This is a genomic window from Actinocorallia sp. API 0066, assembly GCF_020991275.1.
Lineage (GTDB): Bacteria > Actinomycetota > Actinomycetes > Streptosporangiales > Streptosporangiaceae > Actinocorallia.
The window spans coordinates 292112-318166 of record NZ_JAJLQY010000005.1 but is presented as its reverse complement, the minus strand read 5'-3'; the positions used below and the strand labels follow the sequence as shown (position 1 = coordinate 318166).

Below are 26055 nucleotides of genomic sequence, written 5' to 3'. Positions count from 1 at the left end.
GGCCCACGAGGCGGGCGCTGGGACATTCACTCCCGCCGGTTTGTATGGTATTCCTACCAAACAAGTCAAGTAAGTAGGAAGGCGGGACCGTTCCGGACCCGTCACGAAAGGAGCGCGGCAGATGACCCGGCTGCACAGCGAACCCACCAAGCTCGAAGTGACCAAGGTCGGCGGCAACATCGGCGCCGTCGTCTCCGGCCTGCGCATCGGCGCCGACCTCGATCCGGCCGCCGTCGCGGAGTTCCGCGCCGCCCTGCTCGCGCACCGCGTGGTGTTCCTGCGTGACCAGGAACACGCCACCGACGACGACCAGTACGCCTTCGCCGCCCAGCTCGGCGAGGTGACGTCCCCGCACCCGACCGTGCGCGGCGACGGGAACGCGATCCTCCCGATCGACTCCGAGCAGGGCAAGGCCAACAGCTGGCACACCGACGTGACGTTCGTGGACCGCGTCCCGTCGATCAGCGTCCTGCGCGCCATCACCCTGCCGCCCTACGGCGGCACCACGGTGTGGGCCAACACCGTCGCGGCCTACGCGAACCTCAACCCGGCCCTCAAGGCCCTCGTCGGGGAGCTGCGCGCCCTGCACAGCAACGACTTCGACTACGCCGCCGAGCGTCCGGTGGACCGGTCCGACGGCAAGGTGGAGGCGTACCGCGCCGAGTTCCGGCGCACCGCGTTCCTCACCGAGCACCCCGTCGTGCGCGTCCACCCGGAGACGAACGAGCCGTCACTGCTGCTCGGCCACTTCGTGAAGTCCTTCCCCGGCTTCTCCACACCGGACTTCCAGGACCTGTACGCGCTGCTCCAGCGGCACATCACCAAGCTGGAGAACACGGTCCGCTGGACCTGGCGGCCGGGCGACATCGCCATCTGGGACAACCGCTCCACCCAGCACTACGCCGTCGCGGACTACGACGACCACGCGCGCCGCCTGCACCGCATCACCATCGCCGGCGACATCCCCGTCGGCCTGGACGGCACCCCCAGCACCGTCATCGAAGGCGACGCCTCACCCTTCTCCTCCATCGCCCCCCAGGCCGCCTAACGATCCGCCCCAGACGGCCCGCCTACGCGGGCCGTCCTTCTGTGTCGCAAAAATATGTAGATCGGTCTACTATTGCCGTCATGAGCAAAGGACGGGCGACGCGAGAGCGGATGATCGGAGTGGCGGCGGAGGCCATCGAGGAGATGGGACCAGCCGCCACCGGGATCAACGAGGTGCTGCGTAGGGCGGGCGCACCCAGGGGGTCGCTGTACTTCCACTTCCCCGGCGGGAAGGACGAACTGGTCGCGGAGGCCGTCAGGTTCGGCGCCGGGCGGATCACGGAGCTGGCGGTCACGGCGGCCGACGAAGGCGGAAGCGCGGCTGACGTCATCGGAAGGCTCATCAAGGCACTCGCCGACCGGCAGGAGGAGTCCGGATTCACCAAGGGCTGCCCCGTCGCGGGCACCGCGCTGGACGCGCCCGCCGGGTCCGAGCTGGCCGGGCTGTGCGCCGAGATCTACGACGGGTGGGAGGCCACCCTGCGCGGGCTGATCACGGCCGAGGGACGTCCCGAGGCCCTCGCCGGGCAGATCCTCGCGCTCGTGGAGGGCGCGCTCCTGCTCAGCCGGGTCCGCGCGACCCGGGCGCCGCTCGACGCGGCCACCGTCACGGTTCGCACACTTCTGGAGGCGGCATGACCACGCCCGACGTCCTCGTCCTCGGTGCCACGGGGCTCATCGGCCGCTGGCTCGTCCCCGAACTGACCCGGCAGGGTCGGCACGTCGCCGTCGTCGTCCGCCGCGCCGCCGAACGCGCCGACGAGTACCGCGCCTGGACCGCCGCCCACAACGGCGACCCCTCCCGCCTGACCGTCCTGGACGGCGACCTCACCGCGCCCGGCCTCGGCCTGCCCGCCGACGCCCCGCTCGCGGACGTGCGAGACGTCTACAACCTGGGCGGACGCTTCGCCTTCGGCCTCGCCCGGGAGGAGGCAAGGCGCGTCAACGTGGACGGCGCCCTCGAAGTCGTCCGTTGGACGGCCCGCCTTACGGCACCCCGGAGGCTCGTCCACATCAGCGGCTACCGCGTCGGCTCGTCCCCGGTTGGCGACCTCGACCTCCTCTACCGGAAGCTGGGCGCCTACGAGGCGAGCAAGGTGGAGGCCGACGGAGCCGTCCGTAGGGAGGCGACGGCCCTGGGCGTCCCGTTCAACATCGTCAACCCTTCGACGGTCATAGGCGACTCCCGTACCGGCGAGACCACCCAACGCATCGGCCTGGCCGCCCTCGTCCTGGACCTCCACCAGCGCCGTCTCCCCGCGCTGCCCGGCTCCCGCGACACCTGGGTGCCCGTCATCACGGCCGACCACCTGGCGCGCTTCCTCGCTGCCGTCCCCGAACACGCCAAACCGGGCGAAGCCCTCTGGGCCCTGGACGAATCCACCCCTCCCCTCCACACCCTCCTCCGCCAAGTGGCCGCCCACCTGGACGTCCCCGCCCCCCGCCTGTCCGTCCCCGCCGCCCTCCTCCGCCGCCTCCCACCCCGCCTCACCGGCACTGACCCCGAAACCCTCTCCTTCCTCTCCGCCGACCGCTACCCCACCACCACCGCCACCACCCTGTCCGAAAAAGCATCCCTCACCCCACCCCCCCTCCTCCCCGCCCTCAACGCCTGGTCCACCCACCTCACCACCCACCCCTGACAAAAAGGGGCCCACCGCAAGCGCGGTGGGCCCCTCAGACCGAGCCGCTCAGTGCATCGGCATGACCTTGGTGGAGGCATCCGGTTTGTGGCGGGGGAGGAGGATGGCTGGGAGGAAGGCGAGGGCCAGGAGGATGAGGGCCCACCAGAAGGTGGCGCCGAAGGACTCGGCGAGTTTGGGGGCCAGTTGGGCTTGGACCTCGGGGGGGACGTTGGCGGTGGCGCCGAGGCCGCCGCCGCTGGCGCCGGGGAGGCGGGAGGACAGTTCGGTGGTGAGGATGACGGACATGGCGGCGGTGCCGATGGAGCCCGCGACCTGCTGGATGATGTTGAGGGCGGTGCTCGCGCGGGGGACCTCGTCGTGGTCGAGGGTCTGCATCGCGGCCGACATGGTCGGCATCATCGTGAGGCCCATGCCGAGGCCCATCACGAACAGGGCGCCGCCCAGCAGCGTCATCGACGTGTCGACGTCGACCTGGGTGAAACCGAACATGCCGAGGACAACGAACACCAGACCGGCCAGCACCACCCGGCCAGGGCCGATCTTGTCGGTGAGCACGCCGCCCACCGGCATCGTCACCATCGCGCCGAGACCCTGCGGGATGAGCAGGAGACCGGTGTGGAAGGCGCTCTCACCCAGGACCACCTGGTAGTAGAGCGGCATGAGCAGCATCGCGCCGAAGAACGCGAGACTGAACAGCACCATCGTGCCCGACGCCGCCGCGACGGACCGGCGCTTGAACAGCCGCAGGTCGATCAGCGGCACCCGCGCGACCAGCGCCCGCACCACAAACCCGGCGACGAGCAGCGTGCCCGCCGCGGTGAACCCGATGACCTCCAAGGAGTCGAACGCGCCGTGCTCCGCGCCCGTCGCCAGACCGTAGATCAGCGCGGCGAGACCGGGGGACAGCAGCAGCAGGCCCAGCAGGTCGAGCTTCTCACCCGGCTGGGGAGTGTCACGGTCCAGGACGCGCCACGCGAGGAACAGCGCGACCGCGCCGATCGGCACGTTGATGTAGAAGATCCAGCGCCACGACACGTCGTCGACGAGCCAGCCGCCGAGGATCGGGCCGGTGATCGGGCCGAGCAGCATCGGGATGCCGACGACGCTCATCACCTTGCCGACCCGCTGCGGGCCCGCCTTCTGGGTCAGGATCGTCATGCCCGCGGGCATGATCATGCCGCCGCCGAGGCCCTGCAGGACCCGGAAGGCGATGAGCGACTCGGCCGACCACGCCATGCCCGCCAGCGCGGAGCCGACGACGAACAGGCCGATCGAGATCATGTAGAGCCGCTTGGTGCCGAACCGGCTCGCCGCCCAGCCCGTCACCGGGATGACGGTGGCCAGCGCCAGCGTGTAGCCCGTCGCGATCCACTGGATCTGCGACAGCGGCGCGTTGAACTCCGCGGACAGGTCGCGGATGGCGACGTTGACGACGGTGACGTCGAGGATCGACATGATCGCGCCGAGCACGACGACCATGGCGACGGCGAGCACACCGCGGTCGAGCCCATCGCCGCCGTCCGACTTTCCGACGGCGGCCTTCGCCTCCGGGGGGGCTTCAGAACTCACGTGTAGATCCATTTCTTCGAGACCCGGAGACTCCGGGCGCAAGAGGCGATCGCGCCGGACCTGGTCCGACGAACAGGTTCCGGCGCCTACGAATCAGCGGGGCGGCCTGTCGACCTTATTCCGTCCCCCCGACAAAACTCGCCCGACCCCCGGCCGACAGCCGGGTGGAGGAGCGGACGATCAGCTCGGGCTCGAAGAGGTACTCGACGGGCTTGGCGGGATGGCCCTTGATCTCGTCCATGAGCGCGCGGACGGCGGCGATGCCCATGGCGCGGGCGGGCTGGCGGACGGTGGTGAGGGGCGGGTCGGTGAACGTCATGAGGGGGGAGTCGTCGGAGCCGACGACGGAGACGTCCTCGGGCACCCGCAGGCCGCTGCGGCGCGCCTCGCGGATCGCGCCGAGCGCCATGAGGTCGCTGCCGCAGACGAGGGCGGTCGCGCCGCGCCGGAGCAGCGCCCCGGCCGAGGTGCGGCCGCCCTCCACGCCGAACGGCCCGAGTTCGACGAGGTCGTCGGGGGCGCTTCCGTGGCATTCGGCCATGGCGGCGCGGTAGCCGCTGAGCCTGCGCTGTACGGGCGTGTAGCGCAGGGGGCCGCTCAGGAACCCGATCCTGCGGTGTCCGAGTTCGGTGAGGTGCCTGGTGGCGAGCGCGCCCGCGGCGACGTCGTCGCAGGAGACGGTGGGGATGCCGAGGCCCTTCAGGTGGCCGTTGACGAACACCATGGGCAGGCCCTGTTCGAGGAGGCCGGTGTAGCGCTCCCGGTCGATGGTGCTGTCGGCGTGCAGGCCGGAGACGAAGATGATGCCGGACACGCCGCGGTCGGTGAGCATCCCGACGTACTCGTCCTCGCCCGCCCCCTCGGGGGTCTGCGCGCACAGGACGGCGGTGTAGCCGTGCCGGGCCAGGGTCATCTCGATGACCTGGGCGAACATCGGGAAGACGGGGTTCTGGAGTTCGGCGACGACCAGGCCGACCAGTCCGGCGCTGCGCGGCCGCAGGCGGCTCGGCTGGTCGTAGCCGAGCACGGCGAGCGCGGTCATCACGGTGCGCCGGGTCGCGGCGCTGACGCCGGGGCGCTCGTTCAGCACGCGGGAGACGGTGGCCTTGCTGACCCCGGCCTGGCGGGCGATCTCGTCGAGCGTTGTCATGGCCACCGATTCTGGGGTGCCTGCCTGTTCTTTGCAAGATTCCTGAAACGGCGACGCAAGTTCCTGCAACATCTTCCATGAGTGATGACGCGTTGCTAGCTTCGGCGCACCGCGCGGCCGTGAGCCGCGTCACCCCGCCCCGATCGACCTGGAGTTCGTCGTGCGCAGAACACTCTCACTCCTCGCCGGAACCGTCCTCGCGTCAGCCGTCCTCACCGGCTGCGGCGGCGACGCCGACACCCCCTCGACCGCCGCCCCCGGCACCACGCTCGTGATCTGGGCCGACCAGCGCCGCGCCGACGCCCTCAAGCCCTTCGCCGCCGCGTTCGCCGCCGACAACGGCGTCAAGGCCGAGGTCGTGGCCGTCACCCAGAACCAGCAGCAGACGTTCGTGACGGCGTCCCAGGCGGGCAAGGGCCCTGACGTGATGGTCGGCGCGCACGACTGGATCGGCAACCTCGTGCAGAACGGGCTGATCGACCCCATCCAGGTCTCCGACAGCGAGATGGACGGCTACGTCGACGTCGCACGCAAGGCCGTCACCTATCAGGGCAAGGTCTACGCCGTGCCCTACGCGGTGGAGAGCCTCGTGCTCTACCGCAACACCGAGCTGGCCCCGGACGCGCCGGAGACGGTCGAGGACCTCGTCGCCCAGGGGGAGCGGCTCCGCAGGACCGGCAAGGCGTCCCAGGTCATCGGCTACCCGATCAGCCAGCAGGACGGCCAGTCGGGCGACACCTACCACATGTACCCGCTGTTCACCTCCGGCGGCGGGTACCTCTTCGGCACCGACGCCCAGGGCGACCCGGACCCGTCCGACCTCGGGGTCGGCACCCCCGCCTCGATCAAGGCGTTCGAGCGGATCGCGGCGCTCGGCGAGAAGGGGTCGGGCGTGCTGCGCCGCTCCTCCACCTCCGACAACGCCTCGGCCGCGTTCACCTCGGGCAAGACGCCGTTCATGGTGGCGGGCCCGTGGCGGCTGCCGGACGTGCGGACCGCCGGGACGAAGTACGCGATCTCCCCGGTTCCGGGCTTCGCGGGGGCGGGCCCCGCGCGGTCGTTCGTCGGCGTGCAGTCCTTCTTCGTCGCCAGCAAGGGCGCCAACAAGGCGCTCGCCCAGGAGTTCGTGAGCACCACGCTCGGTTCGCCCGAGGTCGCCGACGCCCTGTACGAGGCGGAGCCCCGGCTACCGGCGCTCAAGGAGTCGCTGGAGAAGGCCGCCGCCGACCCCGACGTCAAGGCGTTCCAGGACGCGGCGGCGACAGCAGAGCCGCTGCCTTCGATCCCGCAGATGGTCGCGATCTGGGGGCCGTTCAACACGCTGATCCACGCGGTGATCAAGGGTGAGCCGGTCGCCGCGGCCGTCACCGCAGCCGGAGCCGCGATCAAGGAGCAGCTCGGCTCATGACGCAGGACACCGTGGCCGGGGCGCGGTCCGCCGCGCCCCGGCCCTCGCCGCCGTCCCCGCCGCCGCGCCGCGAGTGGTCCGCGCACCCGGGCGCGATCGCAGGGCGCGTCGTCACAGCGGGCGCGCTCGCCGGGATCGGCCTCTGGACCGCCGCGCCGCTGTGGGCCGACCGCCACTGGGCGGGACTCGCGTGCGTCGTCGCCGTGACGGCAGCCGCCCTCGCCGTCTACCTGTCGCCCAAGAGGCTGCCAGGCAAGTACCTGTTCCCGACGACCCTGCTTATCGTGCTGTTCCAGCTCTTCCCCATCGGCTACACGCTGTCGCTCGCCGCCACCAACGTCGGCGACGGCCACCTGGGCACCAAGGCCGAGGCCGTCACCGCGATCGAGACGTCCTCGGTCCGCCGCGACCCGGACTCGCCCGAGTTCCGGCTCACCGTCGGCGAACGCGACGGCGCCCTGGTGTTCCTGCTCACCGAGCCCGGCAGGCGCGACGTGCGGCTCGGCGACGCCGACGGCCTGCGCCCGCTGCCCGGCGCGCGGACGAACACGGGCGGCAGGGTCGTCGAGGCGCCCGGCGTGCGCGTCCTCACCGCCGCCGAGGCCGCCACCCGTGGCCGCGAGCTGACCCGGATCGTCGTCCCGGTGCCCGGCGGCGGCATCCGCAGCCAGGGCCTCACCCGCGCCTACCAGGGCACCGCCGGATCCCGCTACGACGCGTCCTGCGACTGCGTCGTCAGCGACGGCAGGCGCTACCACGCCGACGAGGGGGAGGGCCGGTTCGTCGCCGCCGACGGCACCGCGCTCGACCAGGGCTGGAAGGTCGGCGTCGGCCTCGCCAACCTCACCGCCGTGTTCACCGACTCCCGGCTCGGCGCCGACGTCGTCGGCGTGTTCGCGTGGAACCTCGGCTACGCCGTCGCCGTGGTGGTGGTCAGCGCGGCGCTCGGGATCGCGCTCGCGCTCGCCCTGCACCACCCGTTCATGCGCGGCGTGCGGATCTACCGCACCCTCGTCGTGCTGCCCTACGCGATGCCCGCGTTCGCGATGCTGCTCGTCTGGCGCGACATGTTCAACACCGACTTCGGCCTGGTGAACCGGCTGCTCGGCCTCGACGTCGACTGGCTCGGCACCGGCCTCACCGCGCGCCTGTCGGTGATCCTCGTGCAGACGTGGCTCGGCTTCCCGTACATGTTCCTCGTCGCGACGGGCGCGCTCCAGTCGATCCCCGGCAGCTACCTGGAGGCCGCGAAGGTCGACGGCGCGGGCGCCTGGCAGCGGTTCCGCGCGATCACCCTCCCGCTGCTCATGCTCGCCCTGGCCCCGCTGCTGGTGTCGTCGTTCGCGTTCAACTTCAACAACTTCAACGGGATCTTCCTCATCACGTCCGGCGGCCCGTTCCCCGCCGACGACCCGACGGTCGGCGCCACCGACCTCCTCATCACCTACACCTACCGGATGGCGTTCGGGCAGCAGGGCGCCGACTACGGGCTGGCGGCCGCGATGTCGGTCTACGTGTACCTGATCGTGGCGCTGCTCTCGATCGTGAGCTTCCGCCGTACCAACGCGTTCCGCGAGGTGGACCGATGAGCCGAGAGATGCTCGCCCGGCACGGATTCGCCGTGCTCGTCACGGTGTTCGCGCTCGTCCCCATCGTGTTCGTCCTGTCGGCGGCGCTCAACCCGCTCGGCACCCTCGACTCGACGACCGTGCTCCCGAACGGCGCGGGCCTGGACAACCTGCGCGACCTCAGCACGGGCACTTCCTTCTGGACGTGGTACCGCAACTCGATCGTGGTCGCCGGGATGACGGCGCTGCTGTCCGTCGCGGTCTCCGCGCTCGCCGCGTACGCCTTCAGCCGGTTCCGCTTCCACGGCCGCCGCGTCGGGCTGGTCGGCCTCCTCGTCATCCAGGCGTTCCCGCAGTTCCTCGCGATCGTGCCTCTCTACGTCATCTTCAGCGTGATCAGCGACACCTGGCCCGCCTTCGGCCTGAACAGCGTGTGGGGCGTCGTCCTGCTCTACATCGGCGGCCAGGTCGGCGTGAACACCTGGCTGATGAAGGGGTTCTTCGACTCGATCCCGCGTGAGCTGGACGAGGCGATGCTCGTCGACGGCTGCACCCACCGGCAGGCGTTCACCCGGGTGATCCTGCCCCTGTCCGCGCCGATCCTCGCGATCAGCGCCCTCCTGGTGTTCATCGCGACGATCAACGAGTTCCTCGTCGCGAGCGTGTTCCTCACCGGCGACGGACAGCGCACCCTCGCCGTCGGCCTCTACGGCCTCATCGCGGGCGAACGCAACTCCAGCTTCGGCATGTTCGCGGTCGGCACGCTCCTGACGGCGATCCCCACCGTCCTGCTCTTCCAGTTCCTCCAGCGCTACATCGTCCACGGGCTCACCGCGGGCTCGGTGAAAGGATGACCATGCTCGACAACGGGTTCCACCACGACGGCTCCCCCGACCACGTCTCCACCCTCGCCCCCGAACCGGGCGAGACCGTCACGGTGTTCGTCAGGACGCCGCCCACCCAGCGCGACGGCGTCCACGTCAGGACCGTCCGCGACGGCGAACCCCACTTCACCGAGGCCGTGCTCGACCGGGACACCGGGGACGAACTGTGGTGGCGTGCCGACATCACCGCGCACAACACGGTGACGCCCTACCGGTTCCTGCTCACGGGGGCGTCCGGGTACCGGTGGCTCACCGCCGCCGGGCTGCACGCCCACGACGTCCCCGACCACCAGGACTTCCGGCTCAGCACCCACCCGGCGCCGCCCTCCTGGGCGGCCGACGCGATCGTCTACGAGATCTTCCCCGACCGCTTCGCGCGCGGCGGCACGGCCAGGCCCGCCCCCGCGTGGGCGCTGCCCCGCGCGTGGGACGACCCCGTCGTCGGCCGCGGGCCCGAGACCGAACGCCAGTTCTTCGGCGGCGACCTCGACGGCGTCCGCGCCCGCCTCGACCACGTGGCGGCGACCGGCGCGAACACCCTGTGGCTGACGCCCGTCTTCCCCGCCCGCTCCAACCACCGCTACAACGCCTCCGCCTTCGACCGGATCGACCCGGCTCTGGGCGGGGACGCCGCCTACCGGGCGCTCATCGACGCCGCGCACGACCGGGGCTGGCGCGTCCTCGGCGACCTCACCACCAACCACTGCGGCGACGACCACCCGTGGTTCACCACCGCCCGCGCCGACAAGGAGTCGCCGGAGCGGACCATGTTCTGGTTCGGCGACGACGAGGACCACGGCTACGCCGCCTGGATGGGCGTGCCGTCGCTGCCCCGGCTCGACTGGTCGTCGGCCCGGCTGCGCGAGCTGATGACGGACGGGCCCGACGCCGTCGTCGCCCGCTGGCTCAGGTTCGGCCTCGACGGCTGGCGCGTCGACGTCGCCAACATGACCGGACGGCGCGGCGGGCAGGACCTCACCCGCGAGGTCGCCGCCCGGATGTGGGCCGCCACCGTGCGGGAACGCGCCGACGCCCTCCTCGTCGCCGAGCACACGCACGACGCGACGGGCGACCTCGACGCGGGCGGCTGGCACGGCACGATGAACTACGCGGGCTTCACCCGGCCCGTCTGGTCCTGGCTGCGCGACCCGGACTCCACCCTGCCGTTCCTCGGCGTCCCGGCCGACGTGCCACGGCTCGGCGGCGACCTCGCGGTCGCGACGATGCGGGCGTTCGCGTCCCGGATGTCGTGGCGGTCGTTCACGCACTCCTGGTCGATCCTCAGCTCGCACGACACCGCGCGGATCCGCACCGTCTGCGGGCCGGAGCTCGCCGCCGTCGCCACCGGCCTGCTGTACACGCTGCCGGGAACGCCGATGGTGTACGCGGGCGACGAGATCGGCCTCGAAGGCGCCTGGGGCGAGGACGCCCGCCGCCCCCTGCCCTGGGACGGGACCGACGCCTGGGACCACGCCGCCCTCGCCCTGCACCGCGACCTCGGCCGTCTCCGGCACACCCACGCCGCCCTCCGCCACGGCGGCCTCCGCTGGCTGCACGCCGGCGCCGACACCGTCGTCTTCCTCCGCGAGCTGGCGGGCGAACGCCTCCTCGTCCAGGCGTCGCGCGCCGCCCACACGCCCGTCCGCCTCCCCCTGGCGACCCCCGCCGAGCCGCTCAACGGCACCACCGCCCTCACCCCCGACCCCGCCGGAACCCTCACCCTCCCCGCCGACGGCCCCGCCTTCCACGTCTGGCGGCTGTAACCCCCCGCCCTCCGGACGGCGGGTCCCGCGAAACCCCGCCGTCCGGCCCCGCCGGCCCGCTGTTTCGCGTGTCGTTGAGAATTGCGCTGGATCGGGTTTCGGTCTCCTTCTTCCCGGGGTCCGGGCACACATATTTCGGGGGTGTGGTGGGATGTTGGCGCCGGGCTGATCACGGATCGCCCGGGTGAGATATCGACGCGATCTCGGGTGGGATTGTTTAATCCGCGACACTATGGCGGACGTCACTTCTTGAGGGTCCTCTCCGAAGCGCCCTCCGACCCCTTGGCGGGCCGTGACGCAGGTCGCATCGACCGCGTCGGAGCCGCAGGTCGGAAGGGTGCTTCCGCTGTTGGTACTAGGCCCGGAGACGCAGGGCTCAACCAATGGTCGGTATCGCCCTCTCGGCCGTTCGGCGGAAGACCGCCCGAAGCGCGCGCCACTAGCTTTGCGCCCGTCGGGCCGTCAGGTCGAATGCGACAACGGGCATTCCATAAAGGGTGCCGGGGGCGAATTCGATGACCGACCAACGGGTTTCGGACGGCGCGCCCGATTCTGTTGACCGGCTTGTGGAAGGCGAGGGGCCGTCGAATGTCGGAACATGAAAAGTTCTCTCCACACCAGGCGCGGACCCTCGTGGAGGTGCTGCGCCACCGGGCCTCCCGGACACCCGACCGGATCGGCTACCGCTTCCTGTCCTATGACGGCAGCGGCCGCACCGAGGTGACCCCCCTCACCTACGGACGCCTGGACGCCTGGGCGCGGGCCGCCGCCGTCACCCTCCTGGACGAGGCGGAGCCCGGCGACCGCGTGCTCATGCTGTGCCCGCCCGGCCTCGACTACCTCGCCTACTTCTTCGGCTGCCTCTACGCCGGGCTCATCCCCGTCCCCGCCTACCCGCCGACCTCCGCCCGGCACATCGGCAGGGTCGAGGCGGTCGCCCGGGACTCGGCCGCCAAGGTCGTGCTCGTCGGCGGCGTCGCCGACCTGACCGGGCTGCCGGAGAGCTTCGAGACCCCCGACGGGCCGCCCTCGGCGGTGGCCGCCGCCACCTGGATACTCGTCGGCGACGACGTCCTGGACGGCCGGGAGGAGCGGTGGAGCCCGCCGTCCACCGGGCCGGACGACACCGCGTTCCTCCAGTACACGTCGGGGTCGACCGCCGACCCCAAGGGCGTGATGGTCACCCACGGCAACCTCATCGCCAACGCCAGGTCGGGCGAGGCCGGGTTCGAGCTCGGGCCGGAGAGCGTCGGCGTGAGCTGGCTGCCGCCCTACCACGACATGGGGCTGATCGGCGGGATCATCTTCCCCCTCTACACCGGCTTCCCCATGAACCTGATGTCGCCGACCTCGTTCATCCGCGAGCCGGTGCGCTGGCTCGACGCGATCACCCGGTTCCGGGCGACGGTCAGCCCCGGCCCGAACTTCGCCTACCAGATGTGCGTGGACCGGGTGGACGAAGAAACCCGGGACCGGCTCGACCTGTCGAGCTGGACGCACGCGCTGAACGGCGCGGAGCCGGTGCGGGCCGACGTGCTCGACAGGTTCGCCGACGCCTTCGCCCGCACCGGCTTCAAGCGGAGCGGCTTCTACCCCTGCTACGGCATGGCGGAGAGCACCCTCGTCGTCTCCGGCGGACGCGCGGGCGGCGACCCCGCCGTCCGGCTGGTGTCCAAGCCCGACCTTGAGACGGGCATCGTCCTGCCGCCCCGCGACGTCGCGTCGGCGCAGGCGCTCGCGGGCTCGGGCCGGATCGTCCCGGACATGGACGTGCGGATCGTCGACCCGGCGAGCGGCGAACCCGCCGAGCCGAACCGGGTCGGTGAGATCTGGCTGCGCGGCCCCAGCATCGCGGTCGGCTACTTCGACGCCCCCGAGGCGACCGAGGAGGCGTTCGGCGCGCGGCTCGCCGACGGCTCGGGACCGTTCCTGCGCACCGGCGACCTCGGCCTGATGCTCGACGGCGAACTCTTTGTGACGGGCCGCGCCAGCGACCTCATGATCTTCCGTGGCCGCAACGTCTACCCCCAGGACGTCGAGGCGACCGCCTGCGACGCGCACCCCGCGCTGACCGCGACCCGCGCCGCCGCCTTCTCGGTGGAGCACGACGGCGCGGAGGCGCTGGTGATCGTGCAGGAGCTGCCGCGCGGCGGGGCGAGCGAGGCGGCGATGGAGCGGTTCGCCAAGGCGGTGCGCCGCCGGGTGTCGGAGGCGCACCAGCTCCAGGTGCACGAGATCGTCTTCATCGGGGCGCGGAAGATCCCGGTGACGTCCAGCGGCAAGATCCAGCGCAAGCCGTGCAAGGCCCGCTACCTGGCCGGCGACCTGCCGCGCGCGAGCGCGACGCCCGGCGCCGACTGGGAGGACGACCCAGGCCCCGACGACGGGGGCGGTGGCGGCGGCGGAACCCCGGCCCCGCCGCCGCCGTCCTCGTCCCCCGGCGCCGCCGCGCCCGCGTCGCGTGTCGAGGCCAAGGTCACCGAGCTGGTCGCGAAGTACGCGGGGGTCGGCCCGGAGCGGGTGGACGCCGGAGAGCCGTTCACCGCGTACGGGCTGGACTCGGTCCACGCGGTGGCGCTGGCCGCCGACCTGTCGGACTGGCTCGGCCGCGAGGTCCCCGCGACGTTCGCCTGGGATCACCCGACCCTGGCGGAGGCGGCCCGCGCCCTCGCCGCCCCGGACGTCCCGGACGTCTTGGAAGCGGCGCCCGCCGGGCGGCCCGAGCCTGCCGGGCGGACCGGGCCTGTCGAGGCCGCCGGGCCTGATGACGGCGTCGCGGTCGTCGGCGTCGGGTGCCGCCTGCCGGGTGGTGTGGTGGACGCCGACAGTTTCTGGGATCTGCTGGTGTCGGGCCGGTCGGGGATCGGCGAGGTGCCCGCCGACCGGTGGGATCTGGGGGAGTTCTTCGACCCGGACCCGGACGCGCCCGGCCGCATGTACGCCCGGCACGGCGGGTTCCTGCCGGACGTGCGGGGTTTTGACGCCGGGCTGTTCGGGATTCCGCCGCGCGAGGCGGTCGGGATGGATCCGCAGCACCGGCTTGTCCTTGAGGTCGTCTGGGAGGCGCTGGAGCACGCCGGGATCGCGCCGGACAGCCTGCGTGGCAGCAGGACCGGGATGTTCGTCGGGATGGGCGGCTCGGACTACGAGCGGCTCGGCCTGCGCGGCGGCGTCCCGATCGACGGCTACGCGGCGACGGGCTCGGCGGTGAACTTCGCCGCCAACCGGGTCTCGTACGCGCTCGGTCTCGAAGGCCCCAGCCTCGTCGTGGACACCGCCTGTTCGTCGTCGCTCGTCGCGCTGCACCTGGCCGTGCAGGCGCTGCGGTCGGGAGAGTGCGACCTGGCTGTCGTCGCCGGGGTGAACCTGCTTCTCGCGCCCGACACGTATGTCGCCCTGTCGAAGGGCCGGATGCTGTCGCCCACCGGCGAGTGTCATACGTTCGACGCCTCCGCTGACGGCTACGTGCGCGGTGAGGGCTGCGGCGCGGTCGTGCTGCGCCGCGCCGCCGACGCCCGCGACCTGGACGGCGACGTGCTCGCCGTCGTCCGGGGCACCGCCGTCAACCAGGACGGGCGCAGCAACGGCCTGACCGCGCCCAGCGGCACCGCCCAGCGGAACGTCATCCGGCGGGCGCTGTCCGTCGCGGGCGTGGCGCCCGGCGAGGTCGGCTACGTGGAGGCGCACGGCACGGGGACGCCGCTGGGCGACCCGATCGAGGTACGGGCGTTGGCGTCCGTCCTGGGTGAGGGTCGGGAGCGGCCGCTGGCGCTCGGTTCGGTGAAGACGAACATCGGCCACCTGGAGGCAGCCGCCGGGATCGCGGGCCTGATCAAGGCGATCCTCGTCGCGCGGGAGGGCAGGATCCCGCCGCACCTCAACCTGAGCGCGCCGAGCCCGCACATCGCCTGGGCGGACCTGCCCGTCCACGTCCCGACCGAGCTGACGGACTGGCCCGACGAGCGCCGTGTCGTCGGCGTGTCGTCGTTCGGGTTCGGCGGCACGAACGCGCACGCCGTCCTGGAGAACGCCCCGCCCACGCGGCCGGAGCCCGTCTCCGAGGCCGCGCCCGAGCCCGTCGTCGTCAAGCTCGCGGCCGCTGACGACGCCGCGTTGCGCGCGGCCGCCGCCCGGCTCGCCGACCACGCCGCGACGCTCACCCCCGCCGACCTGCCCGCCCTCGCCCACGCCGCCGGGGTCGGCCGCGCCGACCTGGCCGAGCGGGCCGCCGTCGTCGCCGACTCCCCCGACGAACTCGTCGACGGCCTCCGCGACCTCACCGAGGGACGCGTCCGCAGGGGCCTCGCGCGCGGCCGCAGGCCGCCGGGACCCGCCCGCAAGGTCGCCTTTGTGGTGCCGGGCCACGGCGCGCGCGTCGCCGGGCTGTTCGCCGGCCTGTACGGCGAGGTCCCCGCCGTCACCGAGACGCTGGACGCGCTGGCCGAGGTGCTCGGCCCCGTCACCGCGCCCCCGCTCGCCGCGCTCCTCGACCCGGCGGCGGCGGACTCCCTCGCCGCCACCGAGACGGCGCAGCCCGCCCTGTACGCGGCGGCCGTCGTGCTCGGCGCGTGGTGGCGGTCGCTGGGCGTCGAACCGGACCTGGTCGTCGGCCACAGCCTGGGCGGGTACGCGGCCGCCGCGCTCGCCGGGGTGTTCTCGCTCCAGGACGGCGCGCGCCTCGTCGCGGCGCGCGGCAAAGCGATGGCAGGGCTCCCGGCGGGCGGCGCGATGGCGGCGCTCTCCTGCGCGCCCGCTGACCTCGCGGGCCTGCCTTCGGTGGCGTCCGGGGAGGTCGTGGTAGCCGCCGAGAACGGACCCCGTGAGACGACGGTCGCCGGGCCCGTCGAGGCCGTCGCCGCGCTCGTCGCGGAGTTCGCCGCGCGGGGTGTGCGCGGGACCCGGCTGGACGTCCCGCTGGCCTTCCACTCCGCCCAGATGGACGCGGCGCTGCCCGCCCTGGAGCGGGCCGTCTCCGAGATCGCCCTACACGCGCCGAGCACACGGCTCATCTCCGACCACACCGGTGAGCTCGCCGACGAGCGGATCACGACGCCCGGCTACTGGACGCGGCACACCCGCGAGCCGGTCCGCTTCGGCAAGGCCGTGGCCACCCTGCGGGCGCAGGGCGCCGACATCGTCGTGGAGCTGGGCCGGGGCGGGCTGCTCCCGCTCGTCGCCGCCGCGACGGACCGCCCTCCGCTCTGCGTCCCGTCGGCGCGTTCGGGCGAGACCCGGCGCGCGCTGCTGGAGTCGCTGGCCCGGATCTGGGCCGACGGCGCGGCCCTCGACTGGCACCGCGCGACGCCCCGCACGGGCCGCGTCCCGCGCCTGCCCGCCTACCCGTTCCAGCACACCGCCTACTGGCCCGCCGAACTCACCACGGCGACACCCTCTCCCGTCACCACGACGCCCGCGCCGGCGGCACCCGCACTGGTCACGGCCACCCGTGCCCCGGTCGGGGGGACGCCCGCTGTCGGTCGGGCGGAGATCGAGGCGCTGTTGCGGGTGGCGCTCGCGGACCTGCTCGGCCTGCGCGACCCCGCCGACCTGCCCGGCGAGACCGGCCTGTTCGACCTGGGCCTGACCTCCGCGATGGTCGTGGAGCTGCGCGGACGGCTGGAACGCGACCTCGGCAGGGAGATCCCGACGACCGCCGTGTTCGACCACCCGACCGTCGCCAGGCTCGCCGCCAACCTCGCCCACGACAACGCCGCGACCGCCGCCGCACGCGTCCCAGCCGCCGCGCTCGTCCCGGCCGTCGGCGGAACGCCCCTCGCGATCGTCGGCATGGCCTGCCGGTTCCCCGGCGGCGCCGACGACCTCGACGCGTTCTGGCGGCTGCTCAGCGAGGGCCGCGACGGCACCGGCCCGGTACCACCCGAACGCTGGACGCCGACCGGCGACCACGACGCCCGGGGCGGCTTCCTCACCGGCCCCGTCGCCGACTTCGACGCCGCCGCCTTCGGCATCTCACCGCGCGAGGCCCGAGCCATGGACCCGCAACAGCGCCTGCTGCTTGAGGTGGCCCGTGAGGCGCTGGACGACGCGGGCACCCTCCCCGGCGCGGTGGAGGGCACCCGGACCGCCGTCTACGTCGGCATCAACACCTCCGACTACATGCAGCTGCTGGCCGCCGACCCGGACGCCGACCTCGACGCGCACGTCGCGACCGGCAACACCTTCAGCGTCGCCGCCGGACGCCTCAGCTACCTGCTGGGCGCGCAGGGCCCGAGCCTCGCGGTGGACACCGCCTGCTCGTCCTCCCTGGTCGCCGCCCACCTCGCCGCGCGGAGCCTGCGCTCGGGCGAGTCCGACGTGGCGATCGTCGGCGGCGTCAACCTGATGCTCTCCCAGACGACGACAGGCAGCCTCGCCAAGATGCGCGCGCTGTCTCCCGACGGCAGGTGCAAGACGTTCGACGCGGACGCCGACGGTTACGCGCGCGGCGAGGGCTGCGGCGTCGTCGTGCTGAAGCGCCTCGCCGACGCCGAGGCCGACGGCGACCGGATCTGGGCGGTGCTGCGCGGCTCGGCGGTGAACCAGGACGGCGCGAGCGCGGGCCTGACCGTGCCGAACGGCGTCGCCCAGCAGCGGGTGATCCGGGAGGCGCTCGCCGACGCGGGCGTGGCCCCGGCGCAGCTCGGCTACGTGGAGGCGCACGGGACGGGCACCCCGCTCGGCGACCCGCTGGAGATCCAGGCGCTGGCCGAGGTGCTGGACGGCGCGGACCCGGTGTGGGTCGGTTCGGCCAAGACCAACGTCGGGCACCTGGAGGCCGCCGCCGGCGTGTGCGGGCTGATCAAGGTAGCGCTGATGCTGCACCACGGGATGGTCCCGCCGCACCTGAACCTGCGCGAGCCCAACCCGTACGTGCGCTGGGACGAGGTCCCGGTGCGGGTGCCCGCCGAGTTGACGGAGTGGCCGCAGGACCGGCCCCGGATCGCCGGGCTCAGCTCGTTCGGCTTCAGCGGCACGAACGCGCACCTCGTCCTCGCGGAGGCACCCGCCTCCCCGGCCCGTGACGAGCCCGCGCCCCGGCCCGAACTGCTGCTGCTTTCGGCCTCCGGCGAGCAGGAGTTGGCCGCCGCCGCGAGCGCGCACGCCGAGGCGCTGCGCCGCACCGGCGCGGTCTGGCCCGACCTGACCCGCACCGCCGCGCTGGAGCGCGAGCACCTGCCGTTCCGCGCCGCTGTCGTGGCGTCGGGCGTCGAGGAGGCTGCGGCCAAGCTGGAGGCCGCTGCGGCGGGGGCCAGGAAGGACGGCCTGCGCAGGGACAGGGCCAAGACCCGCGTCCGCACCGTCGTCGTCTACAGCGGCCAGGGCTGCCAGTGGACGGGCATGGGCCGCGCCCTGTGGTCCGACCCCGTCGCCGGTCCCGTGCTCGCGCACTGCGACGCCAGGGTCCGGGAGCTGGCGGGCTGGTCGCTGCACGAGCAGCTCACCGCCGACGACGCGCGGCTCGACGACACCGTCTTCGCGCAGCCCGCGATCTTCGCCGTGCAGGCGGCGCTCACCGCGCTGTGGCGGTCCTGGGGGCTGCGGCCCGACGCGGTGCTCGGCCACAGCGTCGGGGAGATCGGCGCGGCTTACGCGGCTGAGGTCTTCGACCTGGACCGCGCGCTGGAGATCGTGGTCCGGCGCGGCGAGGTGATGGGCTCCACCCGTGGCCAGGGCGCGATGGCGGTGCTCGGGCTGCCCGCCGAGGAGGTCGCCGAGCTGCTGCCCGCCTTCGCCGGACGGCTGCACGTCGCCGCCGTCAACAGCCCGGCCCACACCGTCGTCGGCGGCGAGGCGGCGGCGCTGGCCGAACTCGAACAGCAGGCTCGCGCGCGCGGCGCGCTCTGGACGGCGCTCAACGGCGACTACGCCTTCCACACGCCGCTGATGCTGCCGGTCCGCAACGACCTGATGACCGCGTTGCATGGGTTCGTCCCTGACCCTCCCTGCCTGCCCGTGTTCTCCACCGTCACCGGGGAGGCGGCCCACTCCCGCTCCTTCGACTCCGCCTACTGGGCCGACAACATGGTCCGCACCGTGCGGTTCCGCGACGCCCTCACGGCGGCCGCCGGATCCGGGCACACCGTCGTCCTGGAGATCGGCCCGCACGCCGTGCTGGGCGGCGCGGCGGCGGCCACGCTCGCGGGCCGCGAGGAGGGCGCCACGGTCGTCGGCTCGATGCGCAACGGCCGCGACCCGCGCACCACCCTCCTGGACGCGGCGGGCGCGCTGCACGCGGCAGGGGTGCCGCTCGACCACGCGGCCATCCAGCCGGGGGAGGCCCGCAGGGCGTGGCTCCCGCCCCGGCGCTGGCGGCGCGAGCGGTTCTGGCTCCCGGCCCTCCCGTCCCTCCGGACGGGACGGGAGGGCACGGGCGACGACGCCGCCACCGAGCAGGCCCACGCGCACTCCTACGAGATCCAGTGGCAGCCCGCCCCGGCGCCGCGCGGTACGGCGGCGGCCGACGGGACGTGGCTGCTGCTCGCCGACGAGGGCGGCCTGGCCGTCCGGGTCGCGGCGGCGCTGGAGTCGGCCGGGCACCGCGCCGCCGTCGTCTCCGGCACCCCCGGCGCGACCGGCCCCGACGCCCTGCTCGCCCCGGTCACAGCGGCTTTGGCGGAGACGCCACGGATCGCCGGGATCGTCCACCTGGGCGCGCTGGACGCCGCCCCCGACGTCCGCACCCCCGGCCCGGAACTGGACGCGGCGCTGGCCCGCGCGTGCGGCCCGCTGACGTTCCTGCCGCGCCTGCTCGCCGAGCGGCCCGCACCGCTGTGGCTCGTCACCCGAGGCGCGACCGGGCTCGGCCCCGGACCCGCCGCGCTCGCCCAGGCCCCGGCCTGGGGCCTCGGCCGGGTCTTCGCGCTGGAGCAGCCGGAGAGCTGGGGCGGCATGCTTGACCTCGATCCGGACGGCGCCGACCCCGCGCGGGACGCCGCCGCCGTCACCGCCGAACTGCTCGGGCCCGACGGCGAGGACCAGATCGCCTACCGGGCCGGGGAACGCCGGGTGGCCAGGCTCACCCGCGCGGCCGAGCCCGCGCGGCCCGGCGCCGCGATCGACCCCGACGGCGCCTACCTGGTGACCGGCGGCCGGGGCGCGCTCGGCCTGCGCGTCGCCGAACGGCTCGCCGCACGCGGCGCGCGGCACCTGGTGCTGCTCGGCCGCAGGCCGGTGCCCGACCCCGAGGCGGCGGGCCCGTCCGACGCCCCGCTGCTCGCCGCGCTGGCCCGGCTCCGCGAGCAGGGCGTGACCGTGCACACCCCGAGCGCCGACGTCGCCGACGCCCGCGCGATGGCCGCCGTGCTCGGCGCGGGCGGGTGGCCCGCGCTGCGCGGTGTGGTGCACGCGGCCGGGATCTCCGTGCCGTGCGCGCTCACCGACCTCACCTGGGACGGCCTGCGCGGCGTCCTGCTCCCGAAGGTCGAAGGCAGCCTCGTGCTCGACGCGCTCGCCGACCCCAAGACGCTCGACTTCTTCACCATGTTCTCCTCGGCGTCCTCGGTCTGGGGCTCGGCGCTCGCCGGGTCCTACGTCGCCGCCAACTTCTTCCAGGACGTGCTCGCACACGACCAGGCCCGCCGCGACGTGCCCGGCCTGGCCGTGAACTGGGGCTGGTGGTCCGACAGCGACATGGCCGCCCAGCACGCCGACTACTTCGAGGCGATGGGCCTGCACGTGCTGCCCGACGACGTCGGCCTCGCCGCGCTCGACCGGCTGCTCGGCTCGGGCACCGCCCAGCGCACCGTCGCCCCGGTCGACTGGGCCCGGTTCCGCGCCGTGCTGGAGGCCAAGCGGCGCAGGCCGCTGCTGGAACTGCTCGGCGACGACGGCGGCCAGGACACGGCCGCCGTGGACCGGGCGTTCCTGGCCCGGCTGGACGGCGCGCCCACCGCGACGGCCCGGCGCCGCGTCCTCGAAGACCTGCTCCAGACGCACGTCGGCGCCGTGCTCGGCGCGGCGGACGGCGCGACGCTCGACCGGGAACTCGGCTTCTTCAGCGCGGGCTTCGACTCGATCATGAGCGTCGAACTGCGCGCCCGGCTTCAGACCGCGCTCGGCGCCAAACTGCCCGCCACCCTCGCGTTCGAACACCCGACGATCGCCGCGCTCGCCGCCTTCCTCCTGGCCGAGGTGCTCGACCCCGGCACGCCCGACCCGGCCCCGGCGGCGGCACCGTCCGACGACCTTTCCCTCGAGCTGGAACAGCTTTCCGAGGAGGAGCTGGTGAGGCTCCTCGAAGACGAACTCGCACAGGAGGATCGCTATGAGCATGGTTGACGGTCATTCGCTGGAGGCCGTCGGCGCTCCGGAGCGGCAAGCGGTCCTCCGCAGGGCGCTCGTGGAGCTGAAGGCGGCCCGCGCGGAGCTCGCCGCCGAACGCAGGACCAGGACCGAGCCGGTCGCCGTCGTCGGCGTCGGGTGCCGCCTGCCGGGCGGTGTGGTGGACGCCGACAGCTTCTGGGACCTGCTGGCGTCCGGCCGGTCGGGGATCGGCGAGGTGCCCGCCGACCGCTGGGACCTCGGCGTGTACTTCGACCCGGACCCGGACGCGCCAGGCCGCATGTACGCCCGGCACGGCGGGTTCCTGCCGGATGTGCGGGGCTTCGACGCCGGGCTGTTCGGTATCCCGCCCCGCGAGGCCGTGGGGATGGACCCGCAACACCGGCTTGTCCTTGAGGTCGTCTGGGAGGCGTTGGAGCACGCCGGGATCGCGCCCGACAGCCTGCGCGGCAGCAGGACCGGGATGTTCGTCGGGATGGGCGGCTCGGACTACGAGCGGCTCGGCCTGCGCTCCCAGGCCGTCATCGACGGATACGCCGCGACCGGCTCGGCGGTGAACTTCGCAGCCAACCGGGTCTCCTACGCGCTCGGCCTGGAAGGGCCCAGCCTCGTCGTGGACACCGCGTGCTCGTCGTCGCTCGTCGCGCTGCACCTGGCCGTCCAGGCGCTGCGGGCGGGGGAGTGCGACCTCGCCATCGTCGCCGGGGTCAACCTCCTCCTCGCGCCCGACACGTCGGTCGCCCTGTCCAAGAGCCGGATGCTGTCACCCACCGGCCAGTGCCATACGTTCGACGCCTCCGCCGACGGCTACGTGCGCGGCGAGGGCTGCGGCGCGGTCGTGCTGCGCCGCGCGTCGGCCGCCCGGGACGCCGGAGACGACGTGCTCGCGCTCGTCCGGGGCACCGCCGTCAACCAGGACGGGCGCAGCTCCGGCATCACCGTGCCGAACGCCGCAGCGCAACGGGCCGTCGTCCGCCGCGCCCTGTCCGTCGCGGGCGTGGCCCCCGGCGACGTCGGCTACGTGGAGGCGCACGGCACCGGGACGCCGCTGGGCGACCCGATCGAGGTGCGGGCGCTCGCCACGGTGCTCGGCGAGGGCCGCGAGCGGCCGCTGGCGCTCGGTTCGGTGAAGACGAACATCGGCCACCTGGAGGCCGCCGCCGGGATCGCGGGCCTGATCAAGGCGATCCTCGTCGCCCGGCAGGGCAAGATCCCCCCGCACCTCAACCTCGCCACGCCGAACCCGCACGTCGCGTGGGAGGACCTGCCCGTCCACGTCCCGACCGAACTGACGGACTGGCCCGACGAGCGGCGTGTCGTCGGCGTGTCGTCGTTCGGGTTCGGCGGCACCAACGCGCACGTCGTGCTGGAGAACGCCCCGGCCGCCGCACCGGCCGAGCCCGCCCCCGAGGCCGCGCCCCAACCCGTGCTCGTCAAGCTCGCCGCCGCCGGGACCCCCGGCCTGCGCGCCCTCGCCGCCCGGATGGCCGACCACGCGGCGACGCTCACCCCCGCCGACCTGCCCGGACTCGCGCACGCCGCCGCCGTCGGCCGCGCCGACCTCACCGAACGGGCCGCCGTCGTCGCCGACTCCCTCGGCGAACTCCTCGACGGCCTCCGCGCCGTCGCCGACGACCGGCCGCACCCCGCCGTCGCCACCGGCCGCCGCGTCCCCGGCGCCACCGTCCGGGTCGCCTTCCACGCCGCCCCCGGCGGCCCGCCCGCCGCGCTCACCGACGGGATCGGCGACCGCTCCGCCGACCTCGCCGAAGCGCCCGACGACTACGCGCGGGCCGTCGTGCTCGGCCGGTGGTGGCGGTCCCTCGGCGTCGAACCCGACGTGCTCACCGCCCACGGCACCGGCGCCTACGCCGCCGCCGCGCTCGCCGGGGTGCTCCCGGTCCGGGACGGCGCCCGCCTCGCCGCCGCCCACGCTCAGGGCGGCGCCGCGCTCGCGGACGTTCTCGCCGACGTCACGCTCAGCCCGCCCGCCGTCGACCTCGTCCTGGACGGCGCGCCCGCCGGGACCGCCGTCACCACCGCCGCGTTCTGGCTCGACCGCGAGGCCCAGCCGGAACCGGCCGACCCGGCCTCCGACCCGGCCGGTGTCCTGATCGACCTCGGCCCCGCCGCGCCGCCCGCCGACCCGCGCCGGGCCCGGCTCCAGGCCGTCGCGCGGGCCTGGACGGGCGGCGTCACGGTCGACTGGCGGGCGGTCACGCCCGTCGCGGCCCGCCCGGCCGGGCTGCCCCGCTACCCGTTCCAGCGCAAGGAGCACTGGTTCACCACCGGCCCCGCCGCGCCCACGCCGACCGGCGCCGCCCTCGACGCCCGGATCGTCGAGACGGCCACCGGCGACGTGATCGCCGAGACCGCCCTCTCCCTCGCCGCCCTCCCGTTCCTCGACGAACACCGGGTCCACGGGCGGATCGTCGTGCCCGGCGTCGTCCTCCTCGAACTCGTGCTGCGCACCGCGGAACAGGCGCTCGGCGAGCCCGTCTCACTCGCCGACCTGACGATCTCCCGCCCCCTCACCCTCCCCGACGACGGCGAGAGCCGGGTCCAGGTGGTGCTCACCCCCGCGACCGGAGAGGTCCGGGTGCACAGCAGGGGCGAGGACGGCTGGCCGGAACAGCTCCGCGCCAAGATCGTGCCCGGCACCGCCGACAGCGCCGACACCGACACCGCCGCCTACACCCGAGCCGCCTCCGGCTGCGCCCAGCGGCTCGACCACGCCGCGTTCTACGCGCGGGCCTGGCACCCCGCGTTCGTCCTCGGCCCCAGCTTCCGGCTCGTCCGCGACGCGGCGCGCGGCGGCGGCGCGGCGACCGCCCGGCTCGACCCGCCCCCCGCCGGATGCCTCGGCCTCACCGCGGGCGTCCGGCCGGACCTGCTCCTGCTCGACGCCTGCGTCCAACTCGTCGCCGTCGCGGCGGGCGCCGACGAGCCGGACTGGACGCGCGACCCCGTCCACCTCGGCACCGGCTACGAACGGCTGACCGTGCACCGGCCCGTGCCCGCAGGCGAGACCCACGGCACCGCGGTGCTGCGGCCCGGCGCCAACGGGACCGTCACCGGCGACGTGCTCCTGACCGACGCCGAAGGGCCCGTCGCCGAACTGCGCGGCGTCTCCTTCCGGCCGCTCACCGAACGCATGCTGGCCCGGCTCACCACGCCCGGCCCCACCCGGCCCGCCGGCCCGGACGTGGCCCGGCTCCGCGCCCTCGACGACACCGAGCGGACCCGGCAGGTCCTCGCCCACCTCGTCACCCTCATGGCGCGCGGCCTCGGCACCACACCCGACGAGGTCGAGACCACCGCGCCGCTCACCCTGTACGCCGACTCCCTCATGCTCGCCGAACTGCGCGCCGCGATCGAGCGCGACCTCGGCGTCGCGCTGCCCGTCGCGACGTTCTTCGACGACACCGACCTGGCCGACCTGGCCGGGCTGGTCGCCGCGGAGCTCGGGGTGCGCGCGCCGGCCGCCCCGAGCACCGCGGCACCCGCCCCCGCCGCGCCGTCCCGGCCCGCGCCGCCCACCCGGCGGCCGCGCGAGATGAGCGTCGCCGAGATGACCGAACTGGCCGCGCTCGACCCGGAGATCACCGCGAGCGGCCCGCCCGCCGCCACCGCGCCCGCCGCCACCCTGCTCACCGGCGGTACCGGGTTCGTCGGCGCGTTCCTGCTCGCCGAACTGCTCGCCCGGCACGACGGCGACGTCCTGTGCCTCGTCCGGGCCGACGACGAGGCGCACGCGCTGCGGCGGATCACCGCCAACCTCGCCCACTACGGCGTCGACCTCGGCGACGCCGCGTCCCGGATCGTCCCCCTGCCCGGCGACCTGACCAAACCGCGCCTCGGCCTCACCGACACCGCCTTCACCGACCTGCACGCGCGGGTCGGGAGCATCCACCACTGCGGCGCGATGGTGAAGTGGACCTACCCGTACAGCGGCCTCGCCCCGGCCAACGTCGAAGGCACCCGGGAGATCCTCCGGCTGGCGACCGTCGGCGCGCCCCGGCCCGTCCACCACATCTCCACCGTCGGCGTCTTCTCCTCCACCGAGTTCACCGCCGACGTCGTCCACGAGACCGACGACCTGGACACCTCCGGGCCCCTCGTCGTCGGGTACGCCCAGTCCAAGTGGGTGGCCGAGCGGATGGTGCGCACCGCGCACGAGCGTGGCGTCCCCGTCACCATCCACCGCGTCAACACCGGCGGGCACAGCACCACCGGCGCGTTCAACCGGCTCGACCACCTGTCCATGCTGCTCAAGGGCTGCATCGAGGCCGGGATCGCGCCCGACACGCTCAACATGCCGGTACAGCCCGCGCCCATCGACTACGTGGCCGCCGCCGTCGTCGCGCTGGCCGCCGCGCCCGAACACCACGGCGGCACCTTCCACCTGGTCAACGACAGGCTGATCAGCTGGCCCGAACTGTTCGACCACGTCCGCGACCACGGCTACCCGCTCGCGCAGGTGCCGTTCGACGAGTGGCGGACCCGCGTCACCGGCCGTGACTCCGGCACCGTCGCCCTGCTCGGCCTCGCGCCCTTCCTGCACGAGGCGGTCGACCACGTCCGGCTCCCGGTGTCGGACTCGGCGCACACCCGCGCCGCGCTCGCCGCGACCGACGTGCGCTGCCCGCCCCTGGACGCCGCCCTGGTCTCCACCTATCTCGACCGGTTCGCGGCCACGGGTTTTGTCGACCCGCCCGCCCTCCCCTGACCCCCCGAGA

The 26055-nt window shown here is 74.1% G+C and carries 11 protein-coding genes; 9 read left to right on the top strand and 2 right to left on the bottom strand.

All coding sequences use genetic code 11. The features are described from left to right. Positions 1-121: 121 nt before the first annotated feature. From LO762_RS15080 to LO762_RS32585, 3 genes are all read left to right on the top strand, one after another. A complete protein-coding gene (locus LO762_RS15080; RefSeq protein WP_230615508.1) occupies positions 122-1048 on the top strand; it encodes a TauD/TfdA family dioxygenase in 927 nt (308 codons plus the stop codon). An 80-nt stretch (positions 1049-1128) separates the two neighbouring features. Further along, a complete protein-coding gene (locus LO762_RS15075) occupies positions 1129-1686 on the top strand; it encodes a TetR/AcrR family transcriptional regulator (protein ID WP_230615506.1) in 558 nt (185 codons plus the stop codon). Then, positions 1683-2690: an SDR family oxidoreductase gene (locus LO762_RS32585; protein WP_255685949.1), complete on the top strand. Its 1008-nt coding sequence runs from the start codon at positions 1683-1685 to the stop codon at positions 2688-2690. Before LO762_RS15075 ends, LO762_RS32585 begins: the two co-directional genes overlap by 4 nt. A gap of 48 nt (positions 2691-2738) precedes the next feature. Here LO762_RS32585 and LO762_RS15065 read toward each other — a convergent pair whose 3' ends face one another. Both LO762_RS15065 and LO762_RS15060 read right to left on the bottom strand, forming a co-directional pair. Beyond that, positions 2739-4262 carry a DHA2 family efflux MFS transporter permease subunit gene (locus tag LO762_RS15065; RefSeq protein WP_230615503.1) on the bottom strand — a complete coding sequence of 508 codons (1524 nt, stop codon included), beginning with the start codon at positions 4260-4262 and terminating at the stop codon, positions 2739-2741. Positions 4263-4377: 115 nt separating this feature from the next. After that, a complete protein-coding gene (locus LO762_RS15060) occupies positions 4378-5412 on the bottom strand; it encodes a LacI family DNA-binding transcriptional regulator (protein ID WP_230615500.1) in 1035 nt (344 codons plus the stop codon). Positions 5413-5572: 160 nt separating this feature from the next. On the opposite strand from LO762_RS15060, the gene LO762_RS15055 reads away from it, so the two are divergent. The 6 genes from LO762_RS15055 to LO762_RS15030 all read left to right on the top strand — a co-directional run bounded on the left by LO762_RS15055 (position 5573) and on the right by LO762_RS15030 (position 26045). Continuing rightward, positions 5573-6820, top strand: a complete 1248-nt coding sequence (locus LO762_RS15055) for a maltose ABC transporter substrate-binding protein (RefSeq protein WP_230615497.1) — start codon at positions 5573-5575, stop codon at positions 6818-6820. After that, entirely contained in the window at positions 6817-8409 is a 1593-nt protein-coding gene (locus tag LO762_RS15050; protein ID WP_230615494.1) for an ABC transporter permease subunit, read from the top strand. Before LO762_RS15055 ends, LO762_RS15050 begins: the two co-directional genes overlap by 4 nt. Beyond that, positions 8406-9242 carry a sugar ABC transporter permease gene (locus LO762_RS15045; RefSeq protein ID WP_230615491.1) on the top strand — a complete coding sequence of 279 codons (837 nt, stop codon included), beginning with the start codon at positions 8406-8408 and terminating at the stop codon, positions 9240-9242. Before LO762_RS15050 ends, LO762_RS15045 begins: the two co-directional genes overlap by 4 nt. Then, complete coding sequence (locus LO762_RS15040; protein ID WP_230615487.1) at positions 9239-11035, top strand: glycoside hydrolase family 13 protein; 1797 nt, start codon at positions 9239-9241, stop codon at positions 11033-11035. Before LO762_RS15045 ends, LO762_RS15040 begins: the two co-directional genes overlap by 4 nt. A gap of 588 nt (positions 11036-11623) precedes the next feature. Beyond that, positions 11624-21313, top strand: a complete 9690-nt coding sequence (locus LO762_RS15035; RefSeq protein WP_230615483.1) for a type I polyketide synthase — start codon at positions 11624-11626, stop codon at positions 21311-21313. Next, complete coding sequence (locus LO762_RS15030; protein WP_230615480.1) at positions 21300-26045, top strand: thioester reductase domain-containing protein; 4746 nt, start codon at positions 21300-21302, stop codon at positions 26043-26045. Before LO762_RS15035 ends, LO762_RS15030 begins: the two co-directional genes overlap by 14 nt. The last annotated feature ends 10 nt before the right edge of the window (positions 26046-26055 follow it).